19 protein-coding genes are annotated in these 22222 nt (G+C 65.7%); 6 read left to right on the top strand and 13 right to left on the bottom strand.

Going from position 1 to position 22222, the window contains the following annotated elements:
* Positions 1 to 41: 41 nt before the first annotated feature.
* Both QY917_RS05980 and QY917_RS05975 read right to left on the bottom strand, forming a co-directional pair.
* Entirely contained in the window at positions 42 to 536 is a 495-nt protein-coding gene (locus QY917_RS05980) for a TRAP transporter small permease (protein WP_015913282.1), read from the bottom strand.
* Positions 537 to 613: 77 nt separating this feature from the next.
* Positions 614 to 1585: a TRAP transporter substrate-binding protein gene (locus QY917_RS05975; RefSeq protein WP_123675804.1), complete on the bottom strand. Its 972-nt coding sequence runs from the start codon at positions 1583 to 1585 to the stop codon at positions 614 to 616.
* 293 nt (positions 1586 to 1878) lie between these two features.
* On the opposite strand from QY917_RS05975, the gene QY917_RS05970 reads away from it, so the two are divergent.
* A complete protein-coding gene (locus QY917_RS05970) occupies positions 1879 to 2337 on the top strand; it encodes an Lrp/AsnC family transcriptional regulator (protein WP_041836275.1) in 459 nt (152 codons plus the stop codon).
* Between the two features lie 22 nt (positions 2338 to 2359).
* On the opposite strand, the gene QY917_RS05965 is transcribed toward QY917_RS05970, so the two are convergent.
* Positions 2360 to 4366: a TonB-dependent receptor gene (locus QY917_RS05965; RefSeq protein ID WP_123675805.1), complete on the bottom strand. Its 2007-nt coding sequence runs from the start codon at positions 4364 to 4366 to the stop codon at positions 2360 to 2362.
* 113 nt (positions 4367 to 4479) lie between these two features.
* Here QY917_RS05965 and QY917_RS05960 point away from each other — a divergent pair, with 113 nt between their 5' ends.
* Positions 4480 to 5493: a helix-turn-helix transcriptional regulator gene (locus QY917_RS05960; protein WP_123675806.1), complete on the top strand. Its 1014-nt coding sequence runs from the start codon at positions 4480 to 4482 to the stop codon at positions 5491 to 5493.
* A gap of 90 nt (positions 5494 to 5583) precedes the next feature.
* On the opposite strand, the gene QY917_RS05955 is transcribed toward QY917_RS05960, so the two are convergent.
* The 4 genes from QY917_RS05955 to QY917_RS05940 form a co-directional block, all read right to left on the bottom strand.
* Positions 5584 to 6378, bottom strand: coding sequence for an ABC transporter ATP-binding protein (locus QY917_RS05955; RefSeq protein ID WP_011805195.1), 795 nt, complete (start codon positions 6376 to 6378; stop codon positions 5584 to 5586).
* 16 nt (positions 6379 to 6394) lie between these two features.
* Positions 6395 to 7282 carry an ABC transporter permease gene (locus QY917_RS05950; RefSeq protein ID WP_015913285.1) on the bottom strand — a complete coding sequence of 296 codons (888 nt, stop codon included), beginning with the start codon at positions 7280 to 7282 and terminating at the stop codon, positions 6395 to 6397.
* A gap of 105 nt (positions 7283 to 7387) precedes the next feature.
* Positions 7388 to 8356 (bottom strand): ABC transporter substrate-binding protein, encoded by a 969-nt coding sequence (locus QY917_RS05945; RefSeq protein WP_088886817.1) that lies wholly within the window; start codon positions 8354 to 8356, stop codon positions 7388 to 7390.
* Between the two features lie 218 nt (positions 8357 to 8574).
* A complete protein-coding gene (locus QY917_RS05940) occupies positions 8575 to 10281 on the bottom strand; it encodes an electron transfer flavoprotein-ubiquinone oxidoreductase (RefSeq protein ID WP_088886816.1) in 1707 nt (568 codons plus the stop codon).
* Positions 10282 to 10802: 521 nt separating this feature from the next.
* Here QY917_RS05940 and QY917_RS05935 point away from each other — a divergent pair.
* Positions 10803 to 12374, top strand: coding sequence for a methyl-accepting chemotaxis protein (locus QY917_RS05935; protein WP_123675807.1), 1572 nt, complete (start codon positions 10803 to 10805; stop codon positions 12372 to 12374).
* Between the two features lie 68 nt (positions 12375 to 12442).
* Here the strand turns inward: QY917_RS05935 and QY917_RS05930 are convergent, their stop codons facing one another.
* Positions 12443 to 13801, bottom strand: coding sequence for a HAMP domain-containing sensor histidine kinase (locus QY917_RS05930; RefSeq protein ID WP_123675808.1), 1359 nt, complete (start codon positions 13799 to 13801; stop codon positions 12443 to 12445).
* Positions 13798 to 14478, bottom strand: a complete 681-nt coding sequence (locus tag QY917_RS05925; RefSeq protein ID WP_123675809.1) for a response regulator transcription factor — start codon at positions 14476 to 14478, stop codon at positions 13798 to 13800. Before QY917_RS05925 ends, QY917_RS05930 begins: the two co-directional genes overlap by 4 nt.
* A gap of 143 nt (positions 14479 to 14621) precedes the next feature.
* On the opposite strand from QY917_RS05925, the gene QY917_RS05920 reads away from it, so the two are divergent.
* Positions 14622 to 15323, top strand: coding sequence for a phosphatase PAP2 family protein (locus QY917_RS05920; protein WP_123675810.1), 702 nt, complete (start codon positions 14622 to 14624; stop codon positions 15321 to 15323).
* Positions 15324 to 15486: 163 nt separating this feature from the next.
* Entirely contained in the window at positions 15487 to 17139 is a 1653-nt protein-coding gene (locus QY917_RS05915) for a phosphoethanolamine transferase (protein ID WP_302079269.1), read from the top strand.
* Positions 17140 to 17202: 63 nt separating this feature from the next.
* On the opposite strand, the gene QY917_RS05910 is transcribed toward QY917_RS05915, so the two are convergent.
* The 3 genes from QY917_RS05910 to QY917_RS05900 all read right to left on the bottom strand — a co-directional run bounded on the left by QY917_RS05910 (position 17203) and on the right by QY917_RS05900 (position 20043).
* On the bottom strand, positions 17203 to 17784 hold the full coding sequence (locus tag QY917_RS05910) for a peroxidase-related enzyme (protein WP_015913292.1): 582 nt from the start codon (positions 17782 to 17784) through the stop codon (positions 17203 to 17205).
* Between the two features lie 17 nt (positions 17785 to 17801).
* Positions 17802 to 18485, bottom strand: coding sequence for a tRNA-uridine aminocarboxypropyltransferase (locus tag QY917_RS05905; RefSeq protein ID WP_123675812.1), 684 nt, complete (start codon positions 18483 to 18485; stop codon positions 17802 to 17804).
* A gap of 106 nt (positions 18486 to 18591) precedes the next feature.
* The gene (locus tag QY917_RS05900; RefSeq protein WP_123675813.1) at positions 18592 to 20043 is read right to left on the bottom strand and encodes a catalase; all 1452 of its coding nucleotides are present in this window, start codon (positions 20041 to 20043) and stop codon (positions 18592 to 18594) included.
* A 174-nt stretch (positions 20044 to 20217) separates the two neighbouring features.
* Here QY917_RS05900 and QY917_RS05895 point away from each other — a divergent pair, with 174 nt between their 5' ends.
* Entirely contained in the window at positions 20218 to 21498 is a 1281-nt protein-coding gene (locus QY917_RS05895; protein WP_123675814.1) for an NAD(P)/FAD-dependent oxidoreductase, read from the top strand.
* 119 nt (positions 21499 to 21617) lie between these two features.
* Here the strand turns inward: QY917_RS05895 and QY917_RS05890 are convergent, their stop codons facing one another.
* On the bottom strand, positions 21618 to 22163 hold the full coding sequence (locus tag QY917_RS05890; protein WP_088886809.1) for a PAS and helix-turn-helix domain-containing protein: 546 nt from the start codon (positions 22161 to 22163) through the stop codon (positions 21618 to 21620).
* Positions 22164 to 22222: the final 59 nt, after the last annotated feature.

Below are 22222 nucleotides of genomic sequence, written 5' to 3'. Positions count from 1 at the left end.
GTGGGGGTCGCTCGCTTGCTTGAGGTGGCTCTGCGCGGCGCTCATTGGGCAGTCTCCAGTTCATGGCGCTGCGGGTCGATCAGATTGCCCACGATGCCGAGGATGCTGAACAGCCCACCCACGGGCATGGCCAGATAGGCCCAGAACATGGAAACCGACTCCAGCCCTGCCATCGACTGCACGCCGCCGCGGCGCGCGTAGTCCCACCCCCACCAGATGATCACGGCGATGAGCGCCAGCGCTGCCAGGCACACCACCCAGTCCAGCACGCGGCGCAGCGGGCGCGGGCTCCAGCGGTAGAGCACGTCGACGCTGACCATGGCGCCCTGCCGGAATGCCATGGGAATCGCCAGGAACACCATCCAGATCAGGCTGAAGCGGATCAGCACCTCGGTCCACTCGGCCGGCTCTTCGAAAACGAAACGCATCAGGATCTGGAACATGCCGAGCGCCGAGGCCAGCGCCAGCATGGCGCAGGCGCCCCACATGGCGACGGCGGTGCTCCAGCGCTCGCAGGAGAGGAAGAAGGTTTTCATGCGCACTCACGAAAATATGAATAAAAACGCCCGTGGCGCATGATCCACGGGCGGTAGCAGCTACTGAAAAGTGAGCGTCACTTGTAGTTGCGGATCTTGTCGAGGTTGGCCTTGCCGAACTCTTTCTCGAACTGCGCGTTCACGGGCGCGAGCGCGGCGACAAACTTGGACTTGTCCAGATCGTCGATCACCGTCATGCCCTTGGCGCGCAGGTCGGCCACGCCCTTGGCGTCGTCCTCGTCCACGCGAGCGCGGTTGGCCTTGGTGCCCTCCTTGGCGGCGTCGATGAAGGCCTGCTTGTCCGCAGGGGAGAGCTTGTCGAACACCGCCTTGTTCATCACGAAGAGGCAGGGCGAGTACACGTGACCCGTCAGCGAGAGGTGCTTTTGTACTTGGTCGAACTTGGCCGAGATGATGACGGGCAGGGGGTTTTCCTGGCCGTCCACCGTGCCTTGTTGCAGGGCAGTGAACACTTCGGGGAAGGCCATGGGCGTGGTGATGATGCCGAAACCCTTGTACGCGGCGATGTGCACCGGGTTCTCCATGGTGCGCATCTTCAGGCCCTTCAAGTCCTCGGGCGTCTTCACGTCGCGCTTGCTGTTGGTCATGTGGCGAAAGCCATTCTCCGCCCAGGCCAGCGCCTTGAAGCCCTTGGCATCGAATTTGGTCAGCAGGTCCTGGCCGATCGGGCCGTCAAGCACGGCGCGGGCGTGGGCCTTGTCACGGAACAGGAAGGGCACGTCCAGGATCTTGGTCTCGGGCACGAAGTTGGGCACGGGACCGGTGGAGCTGAAGGCCAACTCCTGCGTGCCCAACTGCACCGCTTCGATGGATTCGCGCTCGCCGCCCAGCGCGCCGTTGTAGAAGGTCTGCACCTTGTAGCGCCCGCCGGTGCGCTTTTCGACCTCCTTGGCAAACGTGTCGATGGCGACGCCCTGGTGGGAGTTCTGCGCCGTCGAGATGCTGATGCGCATTGTGGTTTGTGCCAAGGCCGTTGCGGCCATGCCCAGTGCCAAGCCCAGGCCCAGCGCAAGTTTGGTCAGCTGCATGTTGTCTCCTGTGAATCTGCGGGTGCTGCCGAAAAATTATGGCAATGCAACATGACGCAGGTCATAGGGGTTTGCGCGGGGACTTGAGAAGGCCGCCTTGACCCGTCTTGCCAAGTCCCCGCCCAGCGGTAACCGGGCGGGGTCTCGTCAATGTCGTGCGCCCCGGTAAGAGCGCCTTGATGGAGAAGAAGTATGCGCCGCGGGTTGTGGATGAATTTGCTGAATTTCTCTATAAAAACCTACATTGAAGAAAAATTTTCTGCAGTATCTAGGTTTCACGAATAATGCAGCACATGGATCGCCTAGACAGAAAAATTCTCTCCGTCCTGCAAGGCAATGCACGCGCCAGCCTGCAAGAGATCGGCGCCGCCGTCGGCCTGAGCCCCTCGCCGTGCTGGGGCCGCATCAAGAAGATGGAGGAGGCCGGCGTGATCGAAGGCTATACCGTGCGCCTGAACCCGCTGGCGCTGGACCTGGGCGACACGGTGCTGGTGCAGGTGACGCTGGACAGCCATTCGGACAACACGCTGGAAAAGTTCGGCGAGATGCTTGCCAGCATCCCGGAAGTGGTGGAGGCGCACCTGGTCTCTGGCGACTACGATTACCTGCTGCGCGTGGTGGTCAAAGACACGCGCGACTACGAGCGCCTGCTGCGCGAGAAGCTTTACAGGATCAAGGGTATACGCCACAGCCGCTCGAGCTTCGTGTTGCGCACGCTCAAGAAGGCGGACCTGCCCCTGTTCCCGGGTTAACACTTCTCGCGGCGATTGGCCGTCAGAACTTCCACGTCACGTCCAGGCGTACGTTGCGGCCCGGCTCGGCGAAGCCCCGGCCACTGATGGCGCCAGCGGTACTCACGTAGTAGGCGTAGCTACCCTGGTCGTAGTAGAACTTGTTGAGCAGGTTGCGCGCGCCGAAGGTCACGCGCAAGCGGTCGTTGCCGTAGGGCAGCCAGTTGACGTAGACGTCGTGCACGCCAAAGCCGGGCTTGTGCTTGGTGGCGGTGCGGCTTTCGGAAATCAGATATTCGGTCGAGGTCTTGGATTCCACGAAGCGCCCAAACCATTCCAGGTCCAGGTTCCACGTGGGGATGCGGTAGCCCAGGTTCAGGTTCCAACTGCGGCCGGTGGACACGCCCAGCCCGTAGGCCTCGTCGCCCAGGTCGTAGCCGTTGAGCTGGGGCTTGGCGCTGGCCACAGCAAGACCGCTGCGCCACACGCTGCGATTCCATGCCACACCGACCTCGTAGCCTGAGGACTTCATCGTACCTACGTTGGCCACGGCCCAGGTTGCGCCGGTGGTGGTGGAGATGAAGTTGCGGATCTGCTGGCGGAACACGGTGGCTTTAGCGCTCCACGGGCCCTCGTTGTAGTTCACGCCCAGCTCGACGTTGCGGGCCTTTTCTGGCTGCAGTCCGGGGTCGTTCCGCCAGCGGGTGTTGTCCACATAGAACGCCTCCTTGAGTCCCGCGCCGCGCAGGGCGGTGCCTGCGGACGCGCGCACGCTCAGCGCGTCGGTCGCCATCCAGGTCAGAGACATGTTGGGGCTCAAGCCGCGGCTGGAGATACGCTGCGCGTGGTTGTCGGTGTAGCCGTACCAGTCGTAGCGCGCGCCCGCCCCCAGGAGGAACTGGTCGCCCAGTGGGATGCTGCCTTCGGCGAACAGTCCCTTCACGCTGCTTTCTTCGCGCCCGTTGCTGGTGGATGCGGCGGGCGGGCGGGCATGGACGGCGTTCATCTCGAAGCGATGGATGTTCAGTCCGTAGCGCACGGTGGCGTCCGCCACGCGGGTGGCGGCTTTCAGGTTCAGCCCGCTGGAGGCGATCTCTTCGCCGAACTGATGACCCAGCGGCTTGTTGAACTGCGGCTGCGCGGCCGTCGTGATGCGCGTGACCTTCATCGTGTCGGAGAACAGTCCTAACTCCATGGCCGGAAGGGTGCGCGTGCCGTCATAGCGGTAGGTGACGGTGAGCGTGTCACGCGTGGTCTTCTGGGGCATGAGCGAATTTCCCTGGCCCTGCCAGAAGTTGGGGCGCAGGTAGCGCGAACCCTCGTCCTGCACGGCCTGATAGCCCAGCGTGAGGCGGTGGCCGGCGGCGATGCGCCAGTTGAGCTTGCCCAGCCCGCTGCTTTGCTTGGAGCCGCTGTGCGTCTGCCGGATGCCGTCGCCCGCCTGGTAATCATCGTTGTCGTCACGGTTGGCGGACACCAGAAAGTCCACGCTCTCGCCCGCCAGGCCGTACAGCGCCGCGCCCCAGCGGTGCCCGTCGTTGGATGCCACGCCGCCGCGCACGCTGGCGCCAAAGGTCTGGCCGTCGCGCAGAAGCTGCCGGCCATCCTTGGTGGTCATGCGGATGGAGCCTGCCAGGGCCCCCGGCCCGGCACTCGCGGGTGTGGCTCCGCGGTCAATCTCCACGCTGTGGATGAGTTCCGGGTCGATCAGCAGGCGGGACTGGTGGTGGAACGCCCGGCCGCTCTGCGCCGCGCCGTCCAGCGTGGTGTTGAGCATGGAATCCTCCACGCCCCGGATGTAGAGTTTTTGTGCGATGGCCGCACCGCCACCCACCGACACGGCGGGCTCGTCGCGCAGCATCTCACCCAGGCTGCGCGCCGCGTGGGTCTGCACAGCTTCGCTGGTGACGGTGGTGGTCACGTCGGACACGAGTTTTTCCTGCACGCTGACAGTGGCGAGTGTGGGCTCCTGCGCCAGCGCGAGAGAGGCCGAGAACAGGCCGGGCAGGGCCAGAAGCAAGGGGTAGGGGCAAGGGTGTTTCACGAACATGGAAGAGGGAGCGCCTGGTAGGTGTGGCGAGACCGCTGAGATTGAGAATGGTTATCAACTAGCGTGTAGTATCGGGACAGCTCCGTTCTTCTTCTTTTGCGCTGACAGGGAATATGTTTGCCGCGACAAAAACCTTTGCCTCGATCGTGAATCGCCGGCAGGCCGAGCCCCAGGCGGGGGAAATGACGGCCCTGCTGCTGGACCGGCTGGCGCACGGTGGGGCTCTGAGCGGGCCCGAGCAGGCCGTCGGCGGTTCCGTGTTCAACGGCACGCTGTCCCTGGCCGAACTGCGCGCCGGGTTCTTCCTGCACCGCACGGACATCGCGTACCTGCGTGGCTTGACCAGCCGCTTCCCGCTGACCAAGAGCGGGATCAAGATCGTGTTCAAGCTGCAGGGCGGCGGCAGGCTGCGCATCGGCCCCCTGGCCCTGCCGGTGGCGGTGCCCCCAGGCGGGGGTGCCCGGGCGGCCGTGGTGGCACTGCGCGGGCCGGCGCCGTACGAGCACCGCTGCCGCGCGCCGTCGCGCGAGCGCATGCTGGTTCTCACGCTGACGCCGCACTGGCTGGACAAGGCGGGGCTGGGCCACCTGAACGCGCTGCCCCACCTGTCCATGACGGCGTGGGCGCCTTCGTCCAGGGCGGTGTACGTTGCCGAGCAGTTGTTGGCAGAGGGCCAGTTGCAGGACGGGCCGCTCAGCGGGCTGCAGCAGGAGTGCCTGACGCTCGAACTGGTCATCGAGGCGCTGGCGCAGTGGGTCGCGCCCGCCAATTCCGCCGCCGCATGCGAGGCAGCCGGATTGCGGCCAACCGCGTACCAGCGGGCATGCCATCTGCGCGACTGGCTCGACAGCGGCGCCGCTGACTCCCTCACCATGGGCGCAATCGCGCGGCACATGGGCTGCAACGCCAGCACCCTGCAAACGCAGTTCCGCCAGGCATTCGGCAAGCCCATCTTCGAACACTTGCGCGAAGGCCGCTTGCGCAGGGCGGCCGATGCCATCACGGCACAGGGCATCACCGTGGCGCAGGCGGCGGACTTGGCGGGCTACCGCAGCCCTGCGAATTTCTCCACCGCCTTTCGCCGGCTCTACGGCTTTTCGCCCAAAAATCTCCGCGCGAAGCGGTGACTACCGCGCGGCGCACGCTTCCCGTATTTGAAGCGAAATTGCCCTCTAGCGCTTTCCTGAAACGCGCTAGTAGCTATTAATAGAGAAGCATCAGCCGAGCAGCAGCGCGTCGTCGGCCAGCTTCTCGCCGCGCACCTTCTCGAACATCTGCAGCAGGTCGGGCACGTCCATACGCGCGCGTTCGTCGCCCGAGACGTCCAGCACCACCTGCCCCTGGTGCAGCATGACGGTGCGCTGGCCTACGTCCAGCGCCTGGCGCATGCTGTGCGTGACCATCATGGTGGTGAGCTGGTTCTCGGCCACGATGCGGGCCGTGAGCTGCAGCACGAAATCGGCCGTGCGTGGGTCCAGCGCGGCGGTGTGCTCGTCCAGCAGCAGGATGCGCGAGGGCTGCAATGCCGCCATGAGCAGGCTCACGGCCTGGCGCTGGCCGCCCGACAGCAAACCGATGCGGTCGGTGAGGCGATTCTCCAGGCCCAGGCCCAGCGTGGCCAGGCGTTCGCGAAACATGGCGCGTTCAGACTGCTTGACGGCGCCGCGCAGGCCGCGACGCGTGCCGCGCTGCTGGGCCAGGGCCATGTTCTCCTCGATGGTGAGGTCTTCGCAGGTGCCGGCCATGGGGTCCTGGAACACGCGCGCCACGCGGCGGGCGCGCTCCCACACGGGCTGGCGCGTCACGTCCTGGTTGTCGATGGCGATGCGGCCGGTGTCCACCGACAGGTCGCCCGAGATGGCATTCAGGAAGGTGGATTTGCCTGCCCCGTTGGAGCCGATGACGGTGACGAACTGACCCGCCGGGATGTCCAGCGACATGCCGCGCAGCGCGCGCGTCTCGATGGGCGTGCCGGGGTTGAAGGTGATGAAGAGGTCTTGTGCGCTCAGCATGGGGAGAGCCTTCCTTTCAGCGGCCGCGTGCGGCCAGCTTGCGCTTGAGCTGCGGAATCACGAGGGCGATGGTGACCAGCACGGCAGTCACCAGGTTGAGGTCCTGCGCCTTCAGGCCGATGAAGTCGCTGTTGAGCGCCAGCGCGATGAAGAAGCGGTACACGATGGCGCCAATGATCACGGCCAGCGTGGCCAGCACCAGGCGGCGCGAGGGCAGGATGCTCTCGCCCACGATCACGGCGGCCAGGCCGATGACGATGGTGCCGATGCCCATGGAAATGTCCGAGCCGCCCTGCGTCTGCGCGAACAGCGCGCCCGCCAGTGCCACCAGCGCGTTGGATACGGCCATGCCCAGCAGCACCATGGCGCCGGTGTTGATGCCCTGCGCGCGGGCCATGCGCGCGTTAGAGCCGGTGGCTCGGATGGCCAAGCCGCGTTCGGTGGCGAAGAACCAGTCCATGAACAGCTTGGCCGCGATCACGATCACCAGCAGGATCATTGGGCGCGACCAGTAGTCGTCCAGGCCCGGCGGCTGCAGCAAGGTGAACAGCGTCTCGTCGTTGATCAGCGGTACGTTGGGGCCGCCCATGATGCGCAGGTTGATGGAGTACAGCGCGATCATCATCAGAATGGACGCCAGCAGGTCCATGATCTTCAGGCGCACGTTCAGCCAGCCCGTGACCAGGCCGGCAACAGCCCCCGCCGCGGTGGCGGCCACCGTGGCCACGTAGGGGTTATGGCCGGTGGAAATGAGGATGGCGCAGACCGCGCCGCCCAGCGGGAAGCTGCCGTCCACCGTCAGGTCGGGAAAGCGCAGCAGCCGGAACGAGATGAAGACGCCCAGCGCGACCAGGCTGAAGATCAGGCCGATCTCGACGGCACCCAGCAGGGAAAAGAGTGACATGGACAGTGGCGGATAGAAAACAAAGCAGGAGCCATGGCGCCATGGCTCCTGCGTGGGGTGCCAGTGGCCCGGGCTGCCGCGGCGGCCCGGCCTTGGCGCGAAGGTTTATTGGACCACTTGCGTGGCGGATTTCACCAGCGCGTCGGAGAGCTTCACGCCCTGCTTCTCGGCGGCGCCGGGGTTCACGAACAGTTCCATCTTCGTGCTGACTTCAGGCTTGATGTCGCCGGGCTTTTCGCCCTTGAGCAGGCGCACCACCATGCGGCCGGTCTGTTCGCCCAGGTCGCGGTAGTTGATGCCCAGGGCGGCGATGGCGCCGCGCTTGACGCTGTCGGTGTCGGATGCCACCAGCGGCACCTTGGCCTCCTGGCCGACCTTCACCAGCGACTCGTAGGCCGAGACGACGTTGTTGTCCGTGTTGGTGTAGATCACGTCCACCTTGCCCACCAGGCTGCGCGCGGCGCTGCTCACGTCCACCGAGCGCGGGGCAGAAGCCTCCACCAGCGTCATGCCCATCTTGGGCAACAGTTGCTTGAGTTCCTTGACCACGACGACGGAGTTGGCCTCGCCCGGGTTGTAGACCATGCCCACGCGCTTGGCGCCGGGCACGACCTGCTTGACCAGGTCCATCTGCTTGTCCAGCGCCAGCATGTCGGACACGCCGGTCACGTTGGTCTTGGAGGGTTCCCAGTTCTTCACCAGCTTGGCGGCCACGGGATCCGTCACGGCAGAGAACACCACAGGCACGGTCTTGGTGGCAGCCACTACGGCCTGGGCAGAGGGCGTGGCGATGGCGACGATGGCGTCAGGCTTGTCACCCACGAACTTGCGCGCGATCTGCGCGGCAGTGCCCGTGTTGCCCTGGGCGCTCTGGTATTGCCACTTGAGGTTCTTGCCCTCTTCAAAGCCGGCGGCCTGCAACTGGGCCTTCACGCCGTCGCGGATCGAGTCCAGGGCGGGGTGCTCCACGATGGCGGTCACGGCAACGGACTTTTGCTGCGCATGCGCCACGGGCGCGAGGGCGGCTGCGGCCAGGGCGATAGCGCCCAGGGGCGCCCAAGACAAACTCTTCATAACGGTTCACTCTCCAATTGAACGTGCGGTGTTTTCCTGTGTTTGTAGTACCAGGCCGGCGCAGGAACCACGCGCGGCCTTGTGGGGAGTCTACCGTTTGCCTGCCGTCCGTGGACGGAACGGGCGCTGCAGCACTTTGGTGTCAAAAGTGCCTCCACGGCTTTTCAGTCAAGCGCTAACAGCTATTAAAAATATAGCATTGCGCAGCAGCCCCTTGGTTACATGCCCGAATAGTTCGGACCGCCGCCGCCTTCCGGCGTGACCCAGACGATGTTCTGCGTCGGGTCCTTGATGTCGCAGGTCTTGCAGTGCACGCAGTTCTGGGCGTTGATTTGCAGGCGTTGTGCGCTGCCGCCCTTGGCTTCGTCCGGCACGAACTCATATACGCCGGCCGGGCAGTAGCGCGCCTCGGGGCCGGCGTACTTGGCCAGGTTCACATTCACCGGCACGCTGGCGTCCTTGAGCGTCAGATGCGCGGGCTGGTCCTCGGCGTGGTTGGTGTTGCTGATGAACACGCTGGACAGGCGGTCGAAGGTCAGCTTGCCGTCCGGCTTGGGATACACGATGGGCTTGCACTCGGCCGCGGGCTTCAGGTAGGCGTGGTCGGGCTTGTCGCGGTGCAGCGTCCATGGAATGTGGCCCTTGAGCACGAACTGCTCGATGCCGTTCATCACCGTGGCCGTGACCAGGCCCTTCTTGAACCAGGCCTTGAAGTTGCGTGCCTTGTTCAGTTCGGTGTAGAGCCAGCTGCCCTCGAAGGCCTTGGGATAGGCCGAGAGCTCATCATGCTGGCGGCCATTTTGAATGGCGTCATATGCCGCCTCGGCGGCCAGCATGCCGGTCTTGATGGCGGCATGGCTGCCCTTGATGCGGCTCACGTTCAGGAAGCCCGCCTCGCAGCCCACCAGCGCGCCGCCCGGGAACACGAACTTGGGCAGGCTCATCAGGCCGCCGGCCGTGATGGCGCGTGCGCCGTAGCCCAGGCGCTTGGCGGGCTTGATGCCCTTGGCCTCGTCGCCCTCCAGGTACCAGCGGATGTTGGGGTGGGTCTTCCAGCGCTGGAATTCCTCGAACGGGCTCAGGTAGGGGTTGCTGTAGTCCAGGCCGGTGATGAAGCCCAGCGTGACCTTGTTGTCCTCCAGGTGGTAGAGGAAGGCGCCACCGTAGGTGCTGTTGTCCATGGGCCAACCGGCGGTGTGCAGCACGAAGCCGGGCTGGTGGCGCTGGGGGTCGATCTCCCACAACTCCTTGATGCCGATGCCGTAGGTCTGGGGGTCGCTCTCCGCATCCAGCTTGTAGCGGGCGATGACCTGCTTGCCCAGATGACCACGCGCACCCTCGGCAAAGATGGTGTACTTGGCATGCAATTCCATGCCCAGCTGAAATTCGCTCGTGGGCTCGCCGTCCTTGCCCACCCCCATGTTGCCGGTGGCCACGCCCTTGACGGAGCCGTCTTCGTTGTAGAGCACTTCAGCGGCGGCAAAGCCGGGGAAAATCTCCACGCCCAGGCCTTCCGCCTGTTCGGCCAGCCAGCGCACCACGTTGCCCAGGCTGACGATGTAATTGCCGTGGTTCTGAAAGCACTGCGGCAGCAGGAAATTGGGCGTGCGCAGGGAGGACTTCTCGCCCAGGAACACCATGGCGTCGTCGGTCACGGGCTGGTTCAGCGGCGCGCCCTTGGCCTTCCAGTCGGGGATCAGTTCGGTCAATGCCTTCGGGTCCATGATGGCGCCGGACAGGATGTGCGCGCCCGGCTCGGAGCCTTTTTCGAGCACGACGACGGAAACGTCCTGGCCCTTCTCGGCCGCCAGTTGCTTCAGGCGGATGGCGGTGGCAAGCCCGCCGGGGCCGCCGCCGACGATCACCACGTCATATTCCATGGCTTCCCGGGGACCGTAGGTGCTCAGAATTTCGTCGTTCGTCATGGGTGTCTCTTCTGCTTCGATAGTGGAAAAAGGCAGGGTGCCGGCCTGTGGGAGCGATGGCCCTGTGTGGTGACCGATTGTATTCAGGCCGTCGCACAGGAATCGCACGGTCGTTCACTTCTCGCTGTGCCGTCCAGACACTTCATTTTGTGCAGTGCACAAGCGCAAACGGGGCGTTCGCGTACCTTCGCTTTATGGGGGAACGAACTGAAAAACGGCAAGCGATGCCCGCTTTTTCGAATCCCGCATTCCGTAATTTGGCAGCACTTTCGTTATGTGAAAGTGAAGGCCACGGCAAAACCCGAGTCTGGCACCGCGACGGCCAGCGCTGTGGTGTGGCAACCTGGCGAAAATTGGACGGGACACTAGGGTAAACACTTAGCTAGAGCAGGGGCATTCCGCGGGAGATGCTTGTTACCAGCCACTTCCGAATAAAGTCACACTTATTTACATTTGGCGGTTTTTCCTTCTCGTGTTTGCTTCACGGACGGTAAGTCAGCCGTTCACGTTCCGAGGTACACATGGAAAACTTTCGTATCGGCACCCGCCTGACGGCTGGGTTTGGCCTGCTCATCCTGTTTGCGGTGCTCATGCTCACAGTGGGGGTGTGGCAGTTGCAGGAGGTGGCCGGGAGCACGCGGCAAATCCTTTCTGTGCCGCTCCAGAAGGAACGGCTGGTGACCGACTGGTACGGAGTGATTCGCGCCAGCATCCAGCGTGCCACTGCTGTCGCGCGCAGCAGCGACGACTCGCTGACGGAGTTGTTCGCCGCAGAGAACGCCGCGTCGAGCAAGGAAACCAACGAACGGCAGGCCCAGTTCGTCAAGCTCATTTCCGGCAGCGAAGAGCAAGCCCTCTTTGACACTCTCAGTGGACACCGTCAGGCATACATCCAGGCCCGCGACGCCATCATCGCCGCCAAGAAGGGCGGGCAGGCAGAGCAGGTGACCACCTTGTTCGAGCGCCAGTTCGTTCCTGCCTCCCGTGGCTATCTGGAAAGCCTGGCGGCGCTGCGCGACTTCCAGCGGGCCAGTATCGATCGCACCGGGCAAGACATCGACAGCAGCGCTACCGCAAGCTCCTGGCTGATGGGCGGCATCGGGCTGGTGGTCCTGGTGGCGGGCATCGGTGTGGCCTGGATCCTTACCCACAGCATCACTGCGCCGTTGGCCCGCGCTGTCCAAGCAACGCAGGTGGTCGCCGCAGGAGACCTCACGCATGCCGTGCACTCCAGCGGCCGGGACGAAGGTGCCCAGCTGTTGCAAGCGCTGCAAGCCATGACCGACCGTTTGCGTACCATCGTAGGCGAGGTGCGCCAGGGCGCCGACAGCATTGCGGGCGCGTCGGCAGAGATTGCCGCAGGCAACCTGGACCTGTCCCGGCGCACGGAACAGCAAGCCAGTTCGCTGGAGGAAACGGCAGCTTCCCTGGAAGAGCTGACGTCGACGGTGCGTCAGAACGCCGACAACGCCCATCAAGCCAACCAGCTGGCGCGCACGGCGGCAGAGCAGGCCCAGCAAGGCGGCCAGGTGATGGACGATGTGATGCAGACCATGCGCGCCATCGACGCGTCGTCGCGCAAGATCGTGGACATCATTGGCGTGATCGACTCCATTGCCTTCCAGACCAACATCCTTGCGCTCAACGCGGCGGTCGAAGCGGCACGGGCCGGCGAGCAGGGGCGGGGGTTTGCCGTGGTGGCCTCCGAGGTGCGCTCATTGGCCGGCCGTTCGTCCGAAGCGGCGAAGGAGATCAAGGACTTGATCGGACGTTCGGTCGATACCGTCGAGGCGGGTAACCAACTCGTGGCGAAGGCCGGCACATCCATCCAGGACATCATTCGCAGCGTTGACCAGGTGAGCGCTCTGGTGGGCGAAATCAGTGCGGCAAGCCGTGAACAGAGCTCGGGCATCGAGCAGGTGAATATCGCGGTGGCGCACATGGACCAGGCGACGCAGCAGAATGCCGCGCTCGTCGAAGAGGCCACCGCTGCGACGCAATCGCTGCAGGGCCAGGCGGCGCAAGTGGCCCAGGCCGTAGGGGTCTTTCGCGTTGATTCCTCGGCAGTCGCGTTGCCGGCACCGCAGGCCTGATCCTGGATACCACCGCACACCCCGCCGGGCCCCCGGGGCCTGGCGCTGGCGTAAGGGCAACGGCTGGCTTACCTGGGCGTCAGCAACAGCCGCGCCTCGAACCCGCCAGCCTCGCCAGCCAGGGGTGACGTGAGTTGTAGCTGGGCATCGTGCTTGGCCGCAATGGTCGCGACGATGGACAGACCCAGTCCATACCCCGTGCGGTCCGCGCTCTGGCGCACATGGCGCTGCTGCAGGGTCTGCAGGCGGTCGCTGCTCACACCCGGGCCGTGGTCGCGCACGGCGATAGCGCAGCCAGGGCCCACGATGAGTTCCACCGCGCTGTCGCCGGCATAGCTCAGTGCGTTCTCCAGCAGGTTGCGCAGGGCAATGGCCAGCGCGTCGAAGTCGCCCCGCGCTACGGGAGCGGGCCCTTCGTAAGCGGTTACCAGATCCAGCCGGTCGGCGGCGCGATCATCCTGCCAAAACTCCTGCGCCACCGTGGTGGCCAGTTGGGCCAGGTCCACGGGCTCCCGGGTATAGGGAGCACTGGACTCGGCGCGCGACAGCTGCAGCAGCTTTTCGGTGCGGCGGCTCAGCGTTTGCAGTGCGGCGATGGCGGCCTGCACGTCGTCACGGTGCAGGCCATGTTCCAGTGCCGTCTGTAACCGCAGGCGGGCCGCGGTGAGCGGCGTGCGCAGTTCGTGCGCAGCGTTGGCGGCCAGGGCGCGTTCCACGTCCAACGCGCGGGACAGGCGGTCCAGCAACCGGTTTACATGGTCTTCCACGCTGCGCAGTTCGCGCGGCAGGCCGGGCAGGGCGATCGGGGTGAGCTGCTGCCCGTCGCGCAGGCTGATCTCGTGCGTGAGAGCGTCCAGCACCTGCAATTCGCGCCGCGCGATGCGCCGCAGCAGCAGCGCCAGCAGGGGCAGCATGGCCACCATGACGATGCCCAGGCCGACCAGGGTGCGGTTCACCGCCTCGCGCCGCTCGTGCAGCGGGTCGGCCACCTGCATGAAGAGAGGGCGAGTGGGGTGCGACAGGGTGTAGACACGCCATCCGTGCGTGTTCTCGAAGCCCGGCGCCAGCGGTACGTCGAACTGCTCGGGCTGGGCCTCGGCCGACCGCGCCAGCACGCGCGTGTCGGGCGCGACGATCTGGTAGAGCAGGTCGGCATCGGCAAACGATCCCGGAGAGGGCAGGACCAGCGGCCCCTCGGTCGCGTCGCGCGGGCCGGCCGCGTCCAGGTGGTCCAGGGCAATATCGAAGAAACGGTGTGAGACCTCGACCAATTCGTTGTCGAAGTTGTAACTGATCTCGCGGTCCGTGTACCACACCACGCCCAGCACGCACAGCAGCCACACGCCGCCCACCCAGAGGATCAGGCTGCGCGTCAGTCGCCCCGCAAGGGTCTGCGTGCGCAATGGCCCGCGCAGGTGTGTCCTCATGCCGTTAAGCCTTCGTCAGGACGGTGCACGAGGCGGTAGCCCAACCCGCGCAGGGTCTCGATGTGTTCGCGCCCCAGCTTGCGCCGCAGCCGGCTGATGAACACCTCCAGCGTGTTGCTATCGGCCTCGTCGTCAAAGCCATACAGCGCGTCCTGCAGGCTTTCGCGCGTGTGGATGCGCTCGGGGCGGGTTGCCATCACGCGCAGCAGCGCCCATTCCTTCTGCGTGAGCGCGATCGGCACCCCGGCGCGGCGCACCTGCTCGCGCGACAGGTCGATCTGCAGGTCGCCCAGCGCCAATACCGGTACATAGGCGGCGTTGCGGCGGCGCTCCACCGCACGCAGGCGGGCCAGCAGTTCACCGGGGTCGTAGGGCTTGACGAGGTAGTCGTCCGCTCCCGCGTCCAGGCCGGCGATGCGGTCGCTGACCTGGTCGCGCGCCGTCAGCACGATGACGATGGGCCGGTCCTTGAGGGCACGGATCTGCGGCAGCAGGCTCAGGCCATCCCCGTCGGCCAGGTGCAGGTCCAGCAGTACCGCGGCGTACTGGGCCGCGCGCAGGGCGGCGCCGGCCTGCGCCAAGCTGGGAACGGCATCGACCACGAAGGCCTTGGCGCGCAGATAGCCGCACACGGCCTCGGACAGGGCTTCGTCGTCTTCTACCAGCAGCACGCGCATGCAAATTTCTCTAAGGTGGGTGAGGCCGAAAGTGTAGGGCGCTGTGCGGGCGGTCTGGTGTTCATGGTGCATTCAGGCCGCGGGCGTAGCCTGACGGGGTGCCGTTTTCTGCCCACGGCGGTTGTTGTGCCGCCAGCCTTGCCATGCCCTTCTGGAATTTGCGCCGCCTGTATGCGGTGACGTTGTTGCTTTTCCTGTTGCTCGTCTTGTGGGACGCTTCGGGCCTGGATCTGCCATTGGCCCGCCTGTTTGGGGGGGCGCAGGGCTTTGCCTGGCGTGACCACCATACCTTTGCCCTGCTGACGCATGAGGGTCCGCGCTATGCCAGCGGTGCGCTGCTGGCCGCACTGGCGGTGGGGGTGTGGCGGCCCTGGGGATTCCTGCGCGTCATGGCGCCGGCGCAGCGCGCGCAACTGGTGCTGTCCGTCATCGGTGCGATGCTGGCGGTTTCGGTGTTCAAGCGCCTGAACACCACCAGCTGTCCCTGGGATCTGGCCGAGTTCGGCGGGGTGGCGCAGTACGTCTCGCACTGGGTGTGGGGCGTGCGCGACCTGGGGCCGGGGCACTGCTTCCCTGCAGGGCATGCCTCGGCCGCGTTTGGCTTTGTAGCGGGCTGGTTCGTACTGCGCCGCGCGGCGCCGAACGTAGCGCGCCTCTGGCTGCCCGGCGCTCTGATGGCCGGGCTGGCACTGGGCTGGGCGCAGCAGATGCGCGGTGCACATTTCATGAGCCACACACTGTGGTCCGCCTGGTCCTGCTGGACCGTGGGCCTTGCGTGGGAAAGTCTGGCGCAGCTGCACGTGCGCCTGGGAGTAGCGGCAGATACAAAGCTGAACGAAGCCTGAGCGGCGTCTTCAGCTTGGCTTCAGTGGCAGGTTCCACGATGGCGGCATGTCTTCGCGCGCCTCCATTGCCTCTCCCTCCTCGGCCTCCGTGCCGCTTGTGTCATTTTCCAGCCCTGCCGACGAAGGCTTCTTGCGTGGTGCATTACGCCGGCTGGATGGCTGGATGACCACCCCGCTGTCGGCGCAGCAGGTGGTGGTGCGCCTGTCGCTGTACCTGGTACTGGCGGCCAACTGGCCGCTGTGGCTGCAAATCACGCGCATTGGCGGCGCGCCCAGCCTGTACCTGCGTTCAGCGGCTGCCTTGGCCGTGCTGACGGCGTGCGGCACGGTGGCCATTCTGGCATTCACCGCCTGGACGCGCGGCATGAAGCTGCTGTGGTGGCTGGTGGTCATGGTGGCCGCGCTGTCGCAGTACTACATGCTGACCTACAGCGTGGTCATGGACCCCAGCATGGCCGCCAACGTGCTGCAGACGGATGCGCGCGAGGTGGCCGATCTGCTGAGCGTGCGCATGCTGGCTGCGGTGCTGGCCGTCGCGGCGCTTCCCTCCTGGTGGTTGCTGCGTATGCGTATTCCCGCCATGCGGCCGCTGCGCCAGGTGGGCCGCAACCTGGCACTGCTGGTGCTGGCGCTGGGCCTGGCCGCCGGCACGGTGGCGGCCATGTCGCGGGACTTGGCGCCGCTGATGCGCAACCACCCGCACCTGCGCTACCTGATGAACCCCTTGGCCAGCCTGTACTCCACCTCCGTGTCGGCCCTGCGACCGGTGTTCGCACGCAACCGCACGCTGGTGCCGATGACCCAGGGCGCCGCGCTGGGCGCCAGCTATGCGGCCGGGGCGCGGCCCACGCTGTTCGTGCTGGTGGTGGGCGAGACGGCGCGCGCGGACCATTTCGGCATCAACGGCTATGGCCGCGACACCACGCCGGAACTGACCAAACGCAACGTGATGAGCTGGCGCGAAGTGCGCTCGTGCGGCACCAGCACGCTGGCGTCGCTGCCTTGCATGTTTTCGCCACTGGGCAAGAGTGCATTTGAATCGCGTGACAACGACTACGAGAACCTGCTGGACGTGGCGCAAGCCGCGGGTATGGGCGTGCTGTGGCTGGACAACCAGTCCGGCTGCAAGGGCGTGTGCGACCGCGTGCCGCACGCATCTGCCGCCGAAGGCCTGGATGCAGAGGCGCGCAAGCAGTTGTGCGATGGCGGCGAATGCCGCGACGAGGCCATGCTGCACAACCTGGATGCGCGCCTGGCCGCCTTGCCCGCGGCGCAGCGCGAGCGCGGCGTGCTGCTGGTGCTGCACCAGATGGGCAGCCATGGGCCGGCCTACTACAAGCGCTCGGCCGATGCAGGCAAGCGCTTCATGCCCGAATGCCGCACGGAAGTGCTGGCCGACTGCGCCCACGGTGAACTGGTGAACGCCTACGACAACTCCATCGCCGCAACGGACGCCTTCCTGGGCAAGACCATCGACTGGCTGCGTGGCCAGAGCGCCAAGTACGACACGGCTCTGCTGTACCTGAGCGACCATGGCGAGTCGCTGGGCGAGTACGGGTTGTTCCTGCACGGCATGCCCTACGGCGTGGCGCCCGACATGCAAAAGCACGTGCCCATGGTGGCGTGGATGGACACCTCCTTCCTGCGCCGTGACGGGTTGGCGGCCGACTGCCTGCGCGCCAGCGGCGATGCGCCGTTGACGCACGACAACCTCTACCACACCGTGCTGGGCCTGCTGGACGTGCAGTCGCCTTCCTACCAGCGCCCGCTGGATGCCTTCAGCGGCTGCCGGAGCGCCGTGTTGGCATCCAAATAAAAACAGCCACCAGCGCTTATCTATAAAGCGCTAGCAGCTATTGTTTTAAGAGCATTTTGACGCTCAGGCCTTCTTCTCGCGCGGCAGACGGCCCATCAGGTAGAACTCGGGATTGGGCTGCATGCCGGCAAAGCTGGCCATGCGGTTGGACAGGCCGAAGAACGCGGTGATGGCCGCGATGTCCCAGATGTCTTCATCGTCAAAGCCGTGGGGGTACAGCGCCTCGAAGTCGGCGTCCTCGATCTCGTGCGCGCGCTGGCAGACCTTCATGGCAAAGTCGAGCATGGCCTTCTGGCGCGGCGGAATGTCGGCCTTGCGGTGGTTCACCGCTACCTGGTCGGCCACCAGCGGCTTCTTCTCGTAGATGCGCAGGATGGCCCCGTGTGCCACCACGCAGTACAGGCACTGGTTGGCGGCGCTGGTGGTGGTGACGATCATCTCGCGCTCGCCCTTGGTGAGGCTGCCTTCTTCCTTCAGCATCAGCGCATCGTGGTAGGCGAAGAACGCGCGCCATTCGGCCGGGCGGCGGGCGAACGCCAGGAACACGTTGGGGATGAACCCGGCCTTTTCCTGCACCTCCAGGATGCGGGCGCGGATGTCCTCGGGCAATGTGTTCAGGTCGGGGAAGGGATAGCGTTCGGCCATGGGTGTCTCCTGATTTTTTATGAAAGGTCTGGTCCGAGCATAGCCGAGCGTGCCGCGCCATCGCGCGAGCGCAGCAGTGCCATCAATGCATCCATGGCCTGGCCCAGTGCGGCGATGTGCGGGTTGGCGGGTTCCAGTTGCCGCAGTGCGCACTGCGCGGCCTCCAGCGTGCTGAGCTGGTGCGGCGCGTGCGCCTTGCGCACGGCGTAACGCGTGGGCGGTACCTGCTGCAGGGCCAGGCGCGGCAGGGCCTGCAACGCAGGGTTGGCCCACAGCATCCTGCGGCTCTTGCGCCAGGTACCGTCCAGCACCACCAGGCGCAGCCGTTCGGGCACTGCCAGCCAGTCGGTCGACAGCGGCGGCGGGGGCAGCATGGGGTGCTGCGGGTCGAGCGGCGTGGGCGGGTACAACAGCACTGCGCGGCGCGGTGCCTGCCGGTCGCCATCAACCCAGGGGGCGTTTATTTCCTGCACCAAGGCAGCGTGGTCGAACGCCTCGCCCACCACGATGCGGCTGCCCGGCAGGCACAGGTGCAGCAGCCGTGCCGTGCCCTTGGCCTGGTGCTGCTCCAGCGGGTGCATGAGGATCAGTACCTGCACTTGGTGCGCCACGGGCCGCACGGCGGCGCAGATGCAGGCTGCGGCGGGGCGCTGGCAGCGGTGGCATACGAGCCGGCGGGCCAGATGGGTGCAGGAGGGCATCGGGGTTGTCAAAAACAGAAGCGCCCAGCGCTTGTCAGGTAAGGGCTGGGCGGTATTTTGATGCTTGGCCCGGGTGCGGGCCTGAGCAGGGCGGCGGCGGTGCTTATTACAGCGTGCCGGCGCGCACGGCTTCGAGGGCAGCCTTCACGCCGGCGCCGTAGGCCGGGTCGGCCTGGGTGCAGTGCGCGATGTGGCGGTCAATGATGTGCTGCGACACCCCGTTGATGTTGCGCGCGGTGTTCTCGCACAGCAGGCGCTGCTTCTCCGGCGTCATCAGGCGGAACAGGTCGCCGGGCTGGGTGAAGTAGTCATCGTCGTCCTCGCGGTAGTTCCAGCGGCTGGCGTCACCGTAGAGCTTTTCCACCGGTTCGGCGTACGCGGGCTGCTCCTGCCACGCACCCTGGGTGTTGGGTTCGTACGCAATGGTGCGTCCGGCATTGCCGTCCACACGCATGGCGCCGTCGCGGTGGTAGATATTGACCGGGCAGCGCGCGGCGTTCACCGGGATCTGGTGGTGGTTCACACCCAGGCGGTAGCGCGCGGCGTCGGCGTACGAGAACAGGCGCGACTGCAGCATGCGGTCGGGCGACGGGCCGATGCCAGGCACCAGGTTGCTGGGCGCGAACGAGGCCTGCTCCACGTCGGCGTAGTAGTTGTCGGGGTTACGGTTGAGCTCCATCACGCCGACCTCGATCAGCGGGAAGTCCTTCTTGCTCCACACCTTGGTCAGGTCGAAGGGGTGGAAGCGGTAGGTCTGCGCCTCGTCCTCGGTCATGATCTGCACGCACAGCTTCCACTTCGGAAAGTCGCCGCGGTCGATGGCTTGCAGCAGGTCGCGCTGGCTGCTTTCGCGGTCATGGGCGACCACGGCGGCGGCCTCCTGGTCGGACAGGTTCTCGATGCCCTGCTGGCAGACCCAGTGGAACTTCACGTAGTGGCGCTCGCCGGCCTGGTTGATGAGGCTGTAGGTGTGCGAGCCAAAGCCGTGCATGTGGCGGTAGCCGCGCGGAATGCCGCGGTCGCTCATCACGATGGTGATCTGGTGCAGCGCCTCGGGCAGGCCGGTCCAGAAGTCCCAGTTGCTCTCGGCGCTGCGCATGTTGGTGTAGGGGTCGCGCTTGACGGCCTTGTTCAGGTCGGGGAACTTGAGCGGGTCGCGGAAGAAGAACACCGGCGTGTTGTTGCCCACCAAGTCCCAGTTGCCTTCCTCGGTGTACATCTTCACGGCGAAGCCGCGGATGTCACGCTCGGCGTCGGCCGCGCCGCGCTCGCCAGCCACCGTGGAAAAGCGCGCGAACAGCTCGGTCTGCTTGCCGATCGCCGAGAACACCTTGGCGCGGGTGTAGCGGGTGATGTCGCCGGTCACCGTGAAAGTGCCGAAGGCGCCCGAGCCCTTGGCGTGCATGCGCCGCTCAGGGATCACCTCGCGGTGGAAGTGGGCGAGCTTTTCCAGGTGCCATAGGTCTTGCAGGAGCATGGGGCCGCGCGGGCCCGCGGTCAGCGAATCCTGGTTATTGGCCACGGGTGCGCCGGCGGCGGTAGTGAGGCGATGGGTCATGGAAGAGCTCCTTTCTGGATTGCTGCGGGTTAAATAGATGTGAACTATTTGTTTTGAAGAATTATTGTTTTCATCTATTTAAACGGCAAGCCCAAACCCATTGAATTTCCGCAACGCGGCAATAGACGCAGGCTTGCCTACACTGTAGAGCGGTAACCTGGAAGAAGGTTTGACATGCATTACGACATCGTGATCGTGGGGGGTGGGGCCGGCGGCCTGGAACTGGCTGCACGCCTGGGCCGCGCGCTGGGGCCGCGACAGGGGCGTGAGCGGGTGCTGCTGGTGGACCGCTTTGCGTTCCACATCTGGAAGCCCACGCTGCACGAAGTCGCGGCCGGGACGCTGGACGCCCATCAGGAGGGTCTGTCGTACCCCGTGCTCGCGCGGCGCAACCATTTCAGCTTCACCATGGGCGAACTGGCCGGGCTGGACGCCGCGCGCAAGACCATCGCCCTGGCCCCTCAGCGCAATGCACATGGCGAGGAGGTGGTGCCCGCGCGCACGCTGAGCTTCACGCGCCTGGTGCTGGCGCTGGGCAGCGGCTCCAACGCCTTTGGCACGCCGGGCATCGAACACGCCTATCTGCTGGAAAACGTGCGCGATGCACAGCGCTTTCATGCCGACTGGCTGAGCGCCTGCGCGCGGGCATCGTTCACGGACAAGCGCGCGCTGTCCATCGCCATCGTAGGCGCGGGCGCCACGGGGGTGGAGCTGTCTGCCGAGCTGCTGGAAGCCCATGCAGAGCTGCTGGAGAGCCTGGGCAGCAGCCAGCGTTTTCGGCTGGACGTGACGCTGGTGGAGGCGGGCGACCGCATTCTGGGCGGCCTGCCCGAGCGCATCTCTGCCCAGGCCGCCGTGGCCCTGCGCCGCAAGCAGGTGCGGGTGATGACGGGCACACGTGTGCTGGAGCTGCGCCCGGGCGTGCTGGTCACCTCGGCCGGAGAGATCGCGGCCGAGATGATGGTCTGGGCCGCGGGCATCAAGGCCGCGGACGCCAACGCCGCGCTGGGCCTGGAAGTGAACCGGCTCAACCAGTTCGTGGTGGACGAGCGGCTGCGCACCTCGGCCCCTGACGTGCTGGCCCTGGGCGACTGCGCGGCCTGCGTGTGGGACGGTGGCCGCATGGTCCCGGCACGCGCGCAGGCCGCGCACCAGCAGGCCGACTACCTGGCGCGCGTGCTGCTGGCGCTGCTGCGCGAGCGCGAGGTGGCGGAGCCCTTCGTCTATCGCGACTTCGGCTCACTCGTGTCGCTGGGTGAGAACAAGGGCGTGGGCAACCTGATGGGCGGCCTGGCGGGGCGCAACTTCTTCGTGGAAGGGCTGATCGCCAAGTGGATGTACATGTCGCTGCACCTGATGCACCACCGCGCCATCCTGGGCCTGGGCAAGACGGCGGTGCTGGCGCTGGCGCGGCTGCTGCAGCAACGCGTGTCGGGGCGGCTCAAACTGCACTGACCGGCGCGACGGCGGCTTCAAAAACCATAGCTGGCAGCGCTTGCTGCGATTGGATCTCAGGCAATAAACGCCTTGAACTGCTTGATTAGCAAGCGCCAGCAGCTCACTTTTTTGATGACTTATCCCGCCAGCAGCTTCTGCACCAGGTCCGCGGCCGTGGACGCGCCGTACTTGCGCATGAGCCGCGCGCGGTAGATTTCCACCGTGCGGTGGCTGATGTCCAGCGCGCGGCCGATCTCCTTGGAGGTCATGCCGTCCAGCAGCCGCGCGGCCACCTCGCGTTCGCGCGCCGTCAACTCGGCGCGCACAGGGCGCTGCGCGCTCAGGTCCTCGAAGCTCCAGATGCCCGAGGCGTGCGGATCGTTGCGATCCAGCGCGCGACCGGACACGTGGCACCAGAAGGTTTCGCCGTTGGCGCGCTTCATGATGCGGTTGTCGGCATAGTGGCCGCGTGCGTTCAGGATGGGCGCCATGCGTGCGCCCAGCCGCTCATATTCGTCCGGGCTGGGGTAGAGGATCTGGAACGACTGGCCGATGAGCAGTTCGCGCGAGGCGCCGAACATCTCGCACACATGGCGGTTGCAATCCACCATGGTGCGGTTGCGCGAAATCACCAGGCCCACGGGTGCCATCTCGAAGGCCAGGCGGTAGTCGGCAACATTCATAGTGGTGCAAGTCTTTAGGGAAAACTACTTAGAAAACTACGTAGTATCGTAGCGCATCC

It is taken from the genome of Diaphorobacter sp. C33 (assembly GCF_030503915.1).
Lineage (GTDB): Bacteria > Pseudomonadota > Gammaproteobacteria > Burkholderiales > Burkholderiaceae_C > Diaphorobacter > Diaphorobacter nitroreducens.
This window is presented reverse-complemented; position numbering and strand designations above follow the sequence as displayed.

Excerpts from the sequence above, each read along its gene's own strand:
- QY917_RS05915 (WP_302079269.1), top strand. The coding sequence starts at position 15,487 with ATGACCACCCCGCTGTCGGCGCAGCAGGTGGTGGTGCGCCTGTCGCTG.
- QY917_RS05920 (WP_123675810.1), top strand. The coding sequence starts at position 14,622 with ATGCCCTTCTGGAATTTGCGCCGCCTGTATGCGGTGACGTTGTTGCTT.
- QY917_RS05935 (WP_123675807.1), top strand. The coding sequence starts at position 10,803 with ATGGAAAACTTTCGTATCGGCACCCGCCTGACGGCTGGGTTTGGCCTG.
- QY917_RS05925 (WP_123675809.1), bottom strand. The coding sequence starts at position 14,478 with ATGCGCGTGCTGCTGGTAGAAGACGACGAAGCCCTGTCCGAGGCCGTG.
- QY917_RS05975 (WP_123675804.1), bottom strand. The coding sequence starts at position 1,585 with ATGCAGCTGACCAAACTTGCGCTGGGCCTGGGCTTGGCACTGGGCATG.
- QY917_RS05900 (WP_123675813.1), bottom strand. The coding sequence starts at position 20,043 with ATGACCCATCGCCTCACTACCGCCGCCGGCGCACCCGTGGCCAATAAC.
- QY917_RS05910 (WP_015913292.1), bottom strand. The coding sequence starts at position 17,784 with ATGGCCGAACGCTATCCCTTCCCCGACCTGAACACATTGCCCGAGGAC.
- QY917_RS05890 (WP_088886809.1), bottom strand. The coding sequence starts at position 22,163 with ATGAATGTTGCCGACTACCGCCTGGCCTTCGAGATGGCACCCGTGGGC.
- QY917_RS05895 (WP_123675814.1), top strand. The coding sequence starts at position 20,218 with ATGCATTACGACATCGTGATCGTGGGGGGTGGGGCCGGCGGCCTGGAA.
- QY917_RS05950 (WP_015913285.1), bottom strand. The coding sequence starts at position 7,282 with ATGTCACTCTTTTCCCTGCTGGGTGCCGTCGAGATCGGCCTGATCTTC.
- QY917_RS05965 (WP_123675805.1), bottom strand. The coding sequence starts at position 4,366 with ATGTTCGTGAAACACCCTTGCCCCTACCCCTTGCTTCTGGCCCTGCCC.
- QY917_RS05970 (WP_041836275.1), top strand. The coding sequence starts at position 1,879 with ATGGATCGCCTAGACAGAAAAATTCTCTCCGTCCTGCAAGGCAATGCA.
- QY917_RS05955 (WP_011805195.1), bottom strand. The coding sequence starts at position 6,378 with ATGCTGAGCGCACAAGACCTCTTCATCACCTTCAACCCCGGCACGCCC.
- QY917_RS05940 (WP_088886816.1), bottom strand. The coding sequence starts at position 10,281 with ATGACGAACGACGAAATTCTGAGCACCTACGGTCCCCGGGAAGCCATG.
- QY917_RS05905 (WP_123675812.1), bottom strand. The coding sequence starts at position 18,485 with ATGCCCTCCTGCACCCATCTGGCCCGCCGGCTCGTATGCCACCGCTGC.
- QY917_RS05930 (WP_123675808.1), bottom strand. The coding sequence starts at position 13,801 with ATGAGGACACACCTGCGCGGGCCATTGCGCACGCAGACCCTTGCGGGG.
- QY917_RS05960 (WP_123675806.1), top strand. The coding sequence starts at position 4,480 with ATGTTTGCCGCGACAAAAACCTTTGCCTCGATCGTGAATCGCCGGCAG.
- QY917_RS05980 (WP_015913282.1), bottom strand. The coding sequence starts at position 536 with ATGAAAACCTTCTTCCTCTCCTGCGAGCGCTGGAGCACCGCCGTCGCC.
- QY917_RS05945 (WP_088886817.1), bottom strand. The coding sequence starts at position 8,356 with ATGAAGAGTTTGTCTTGGGCGCCCCTGGGCGCTATCGCCCTGGCCGCA.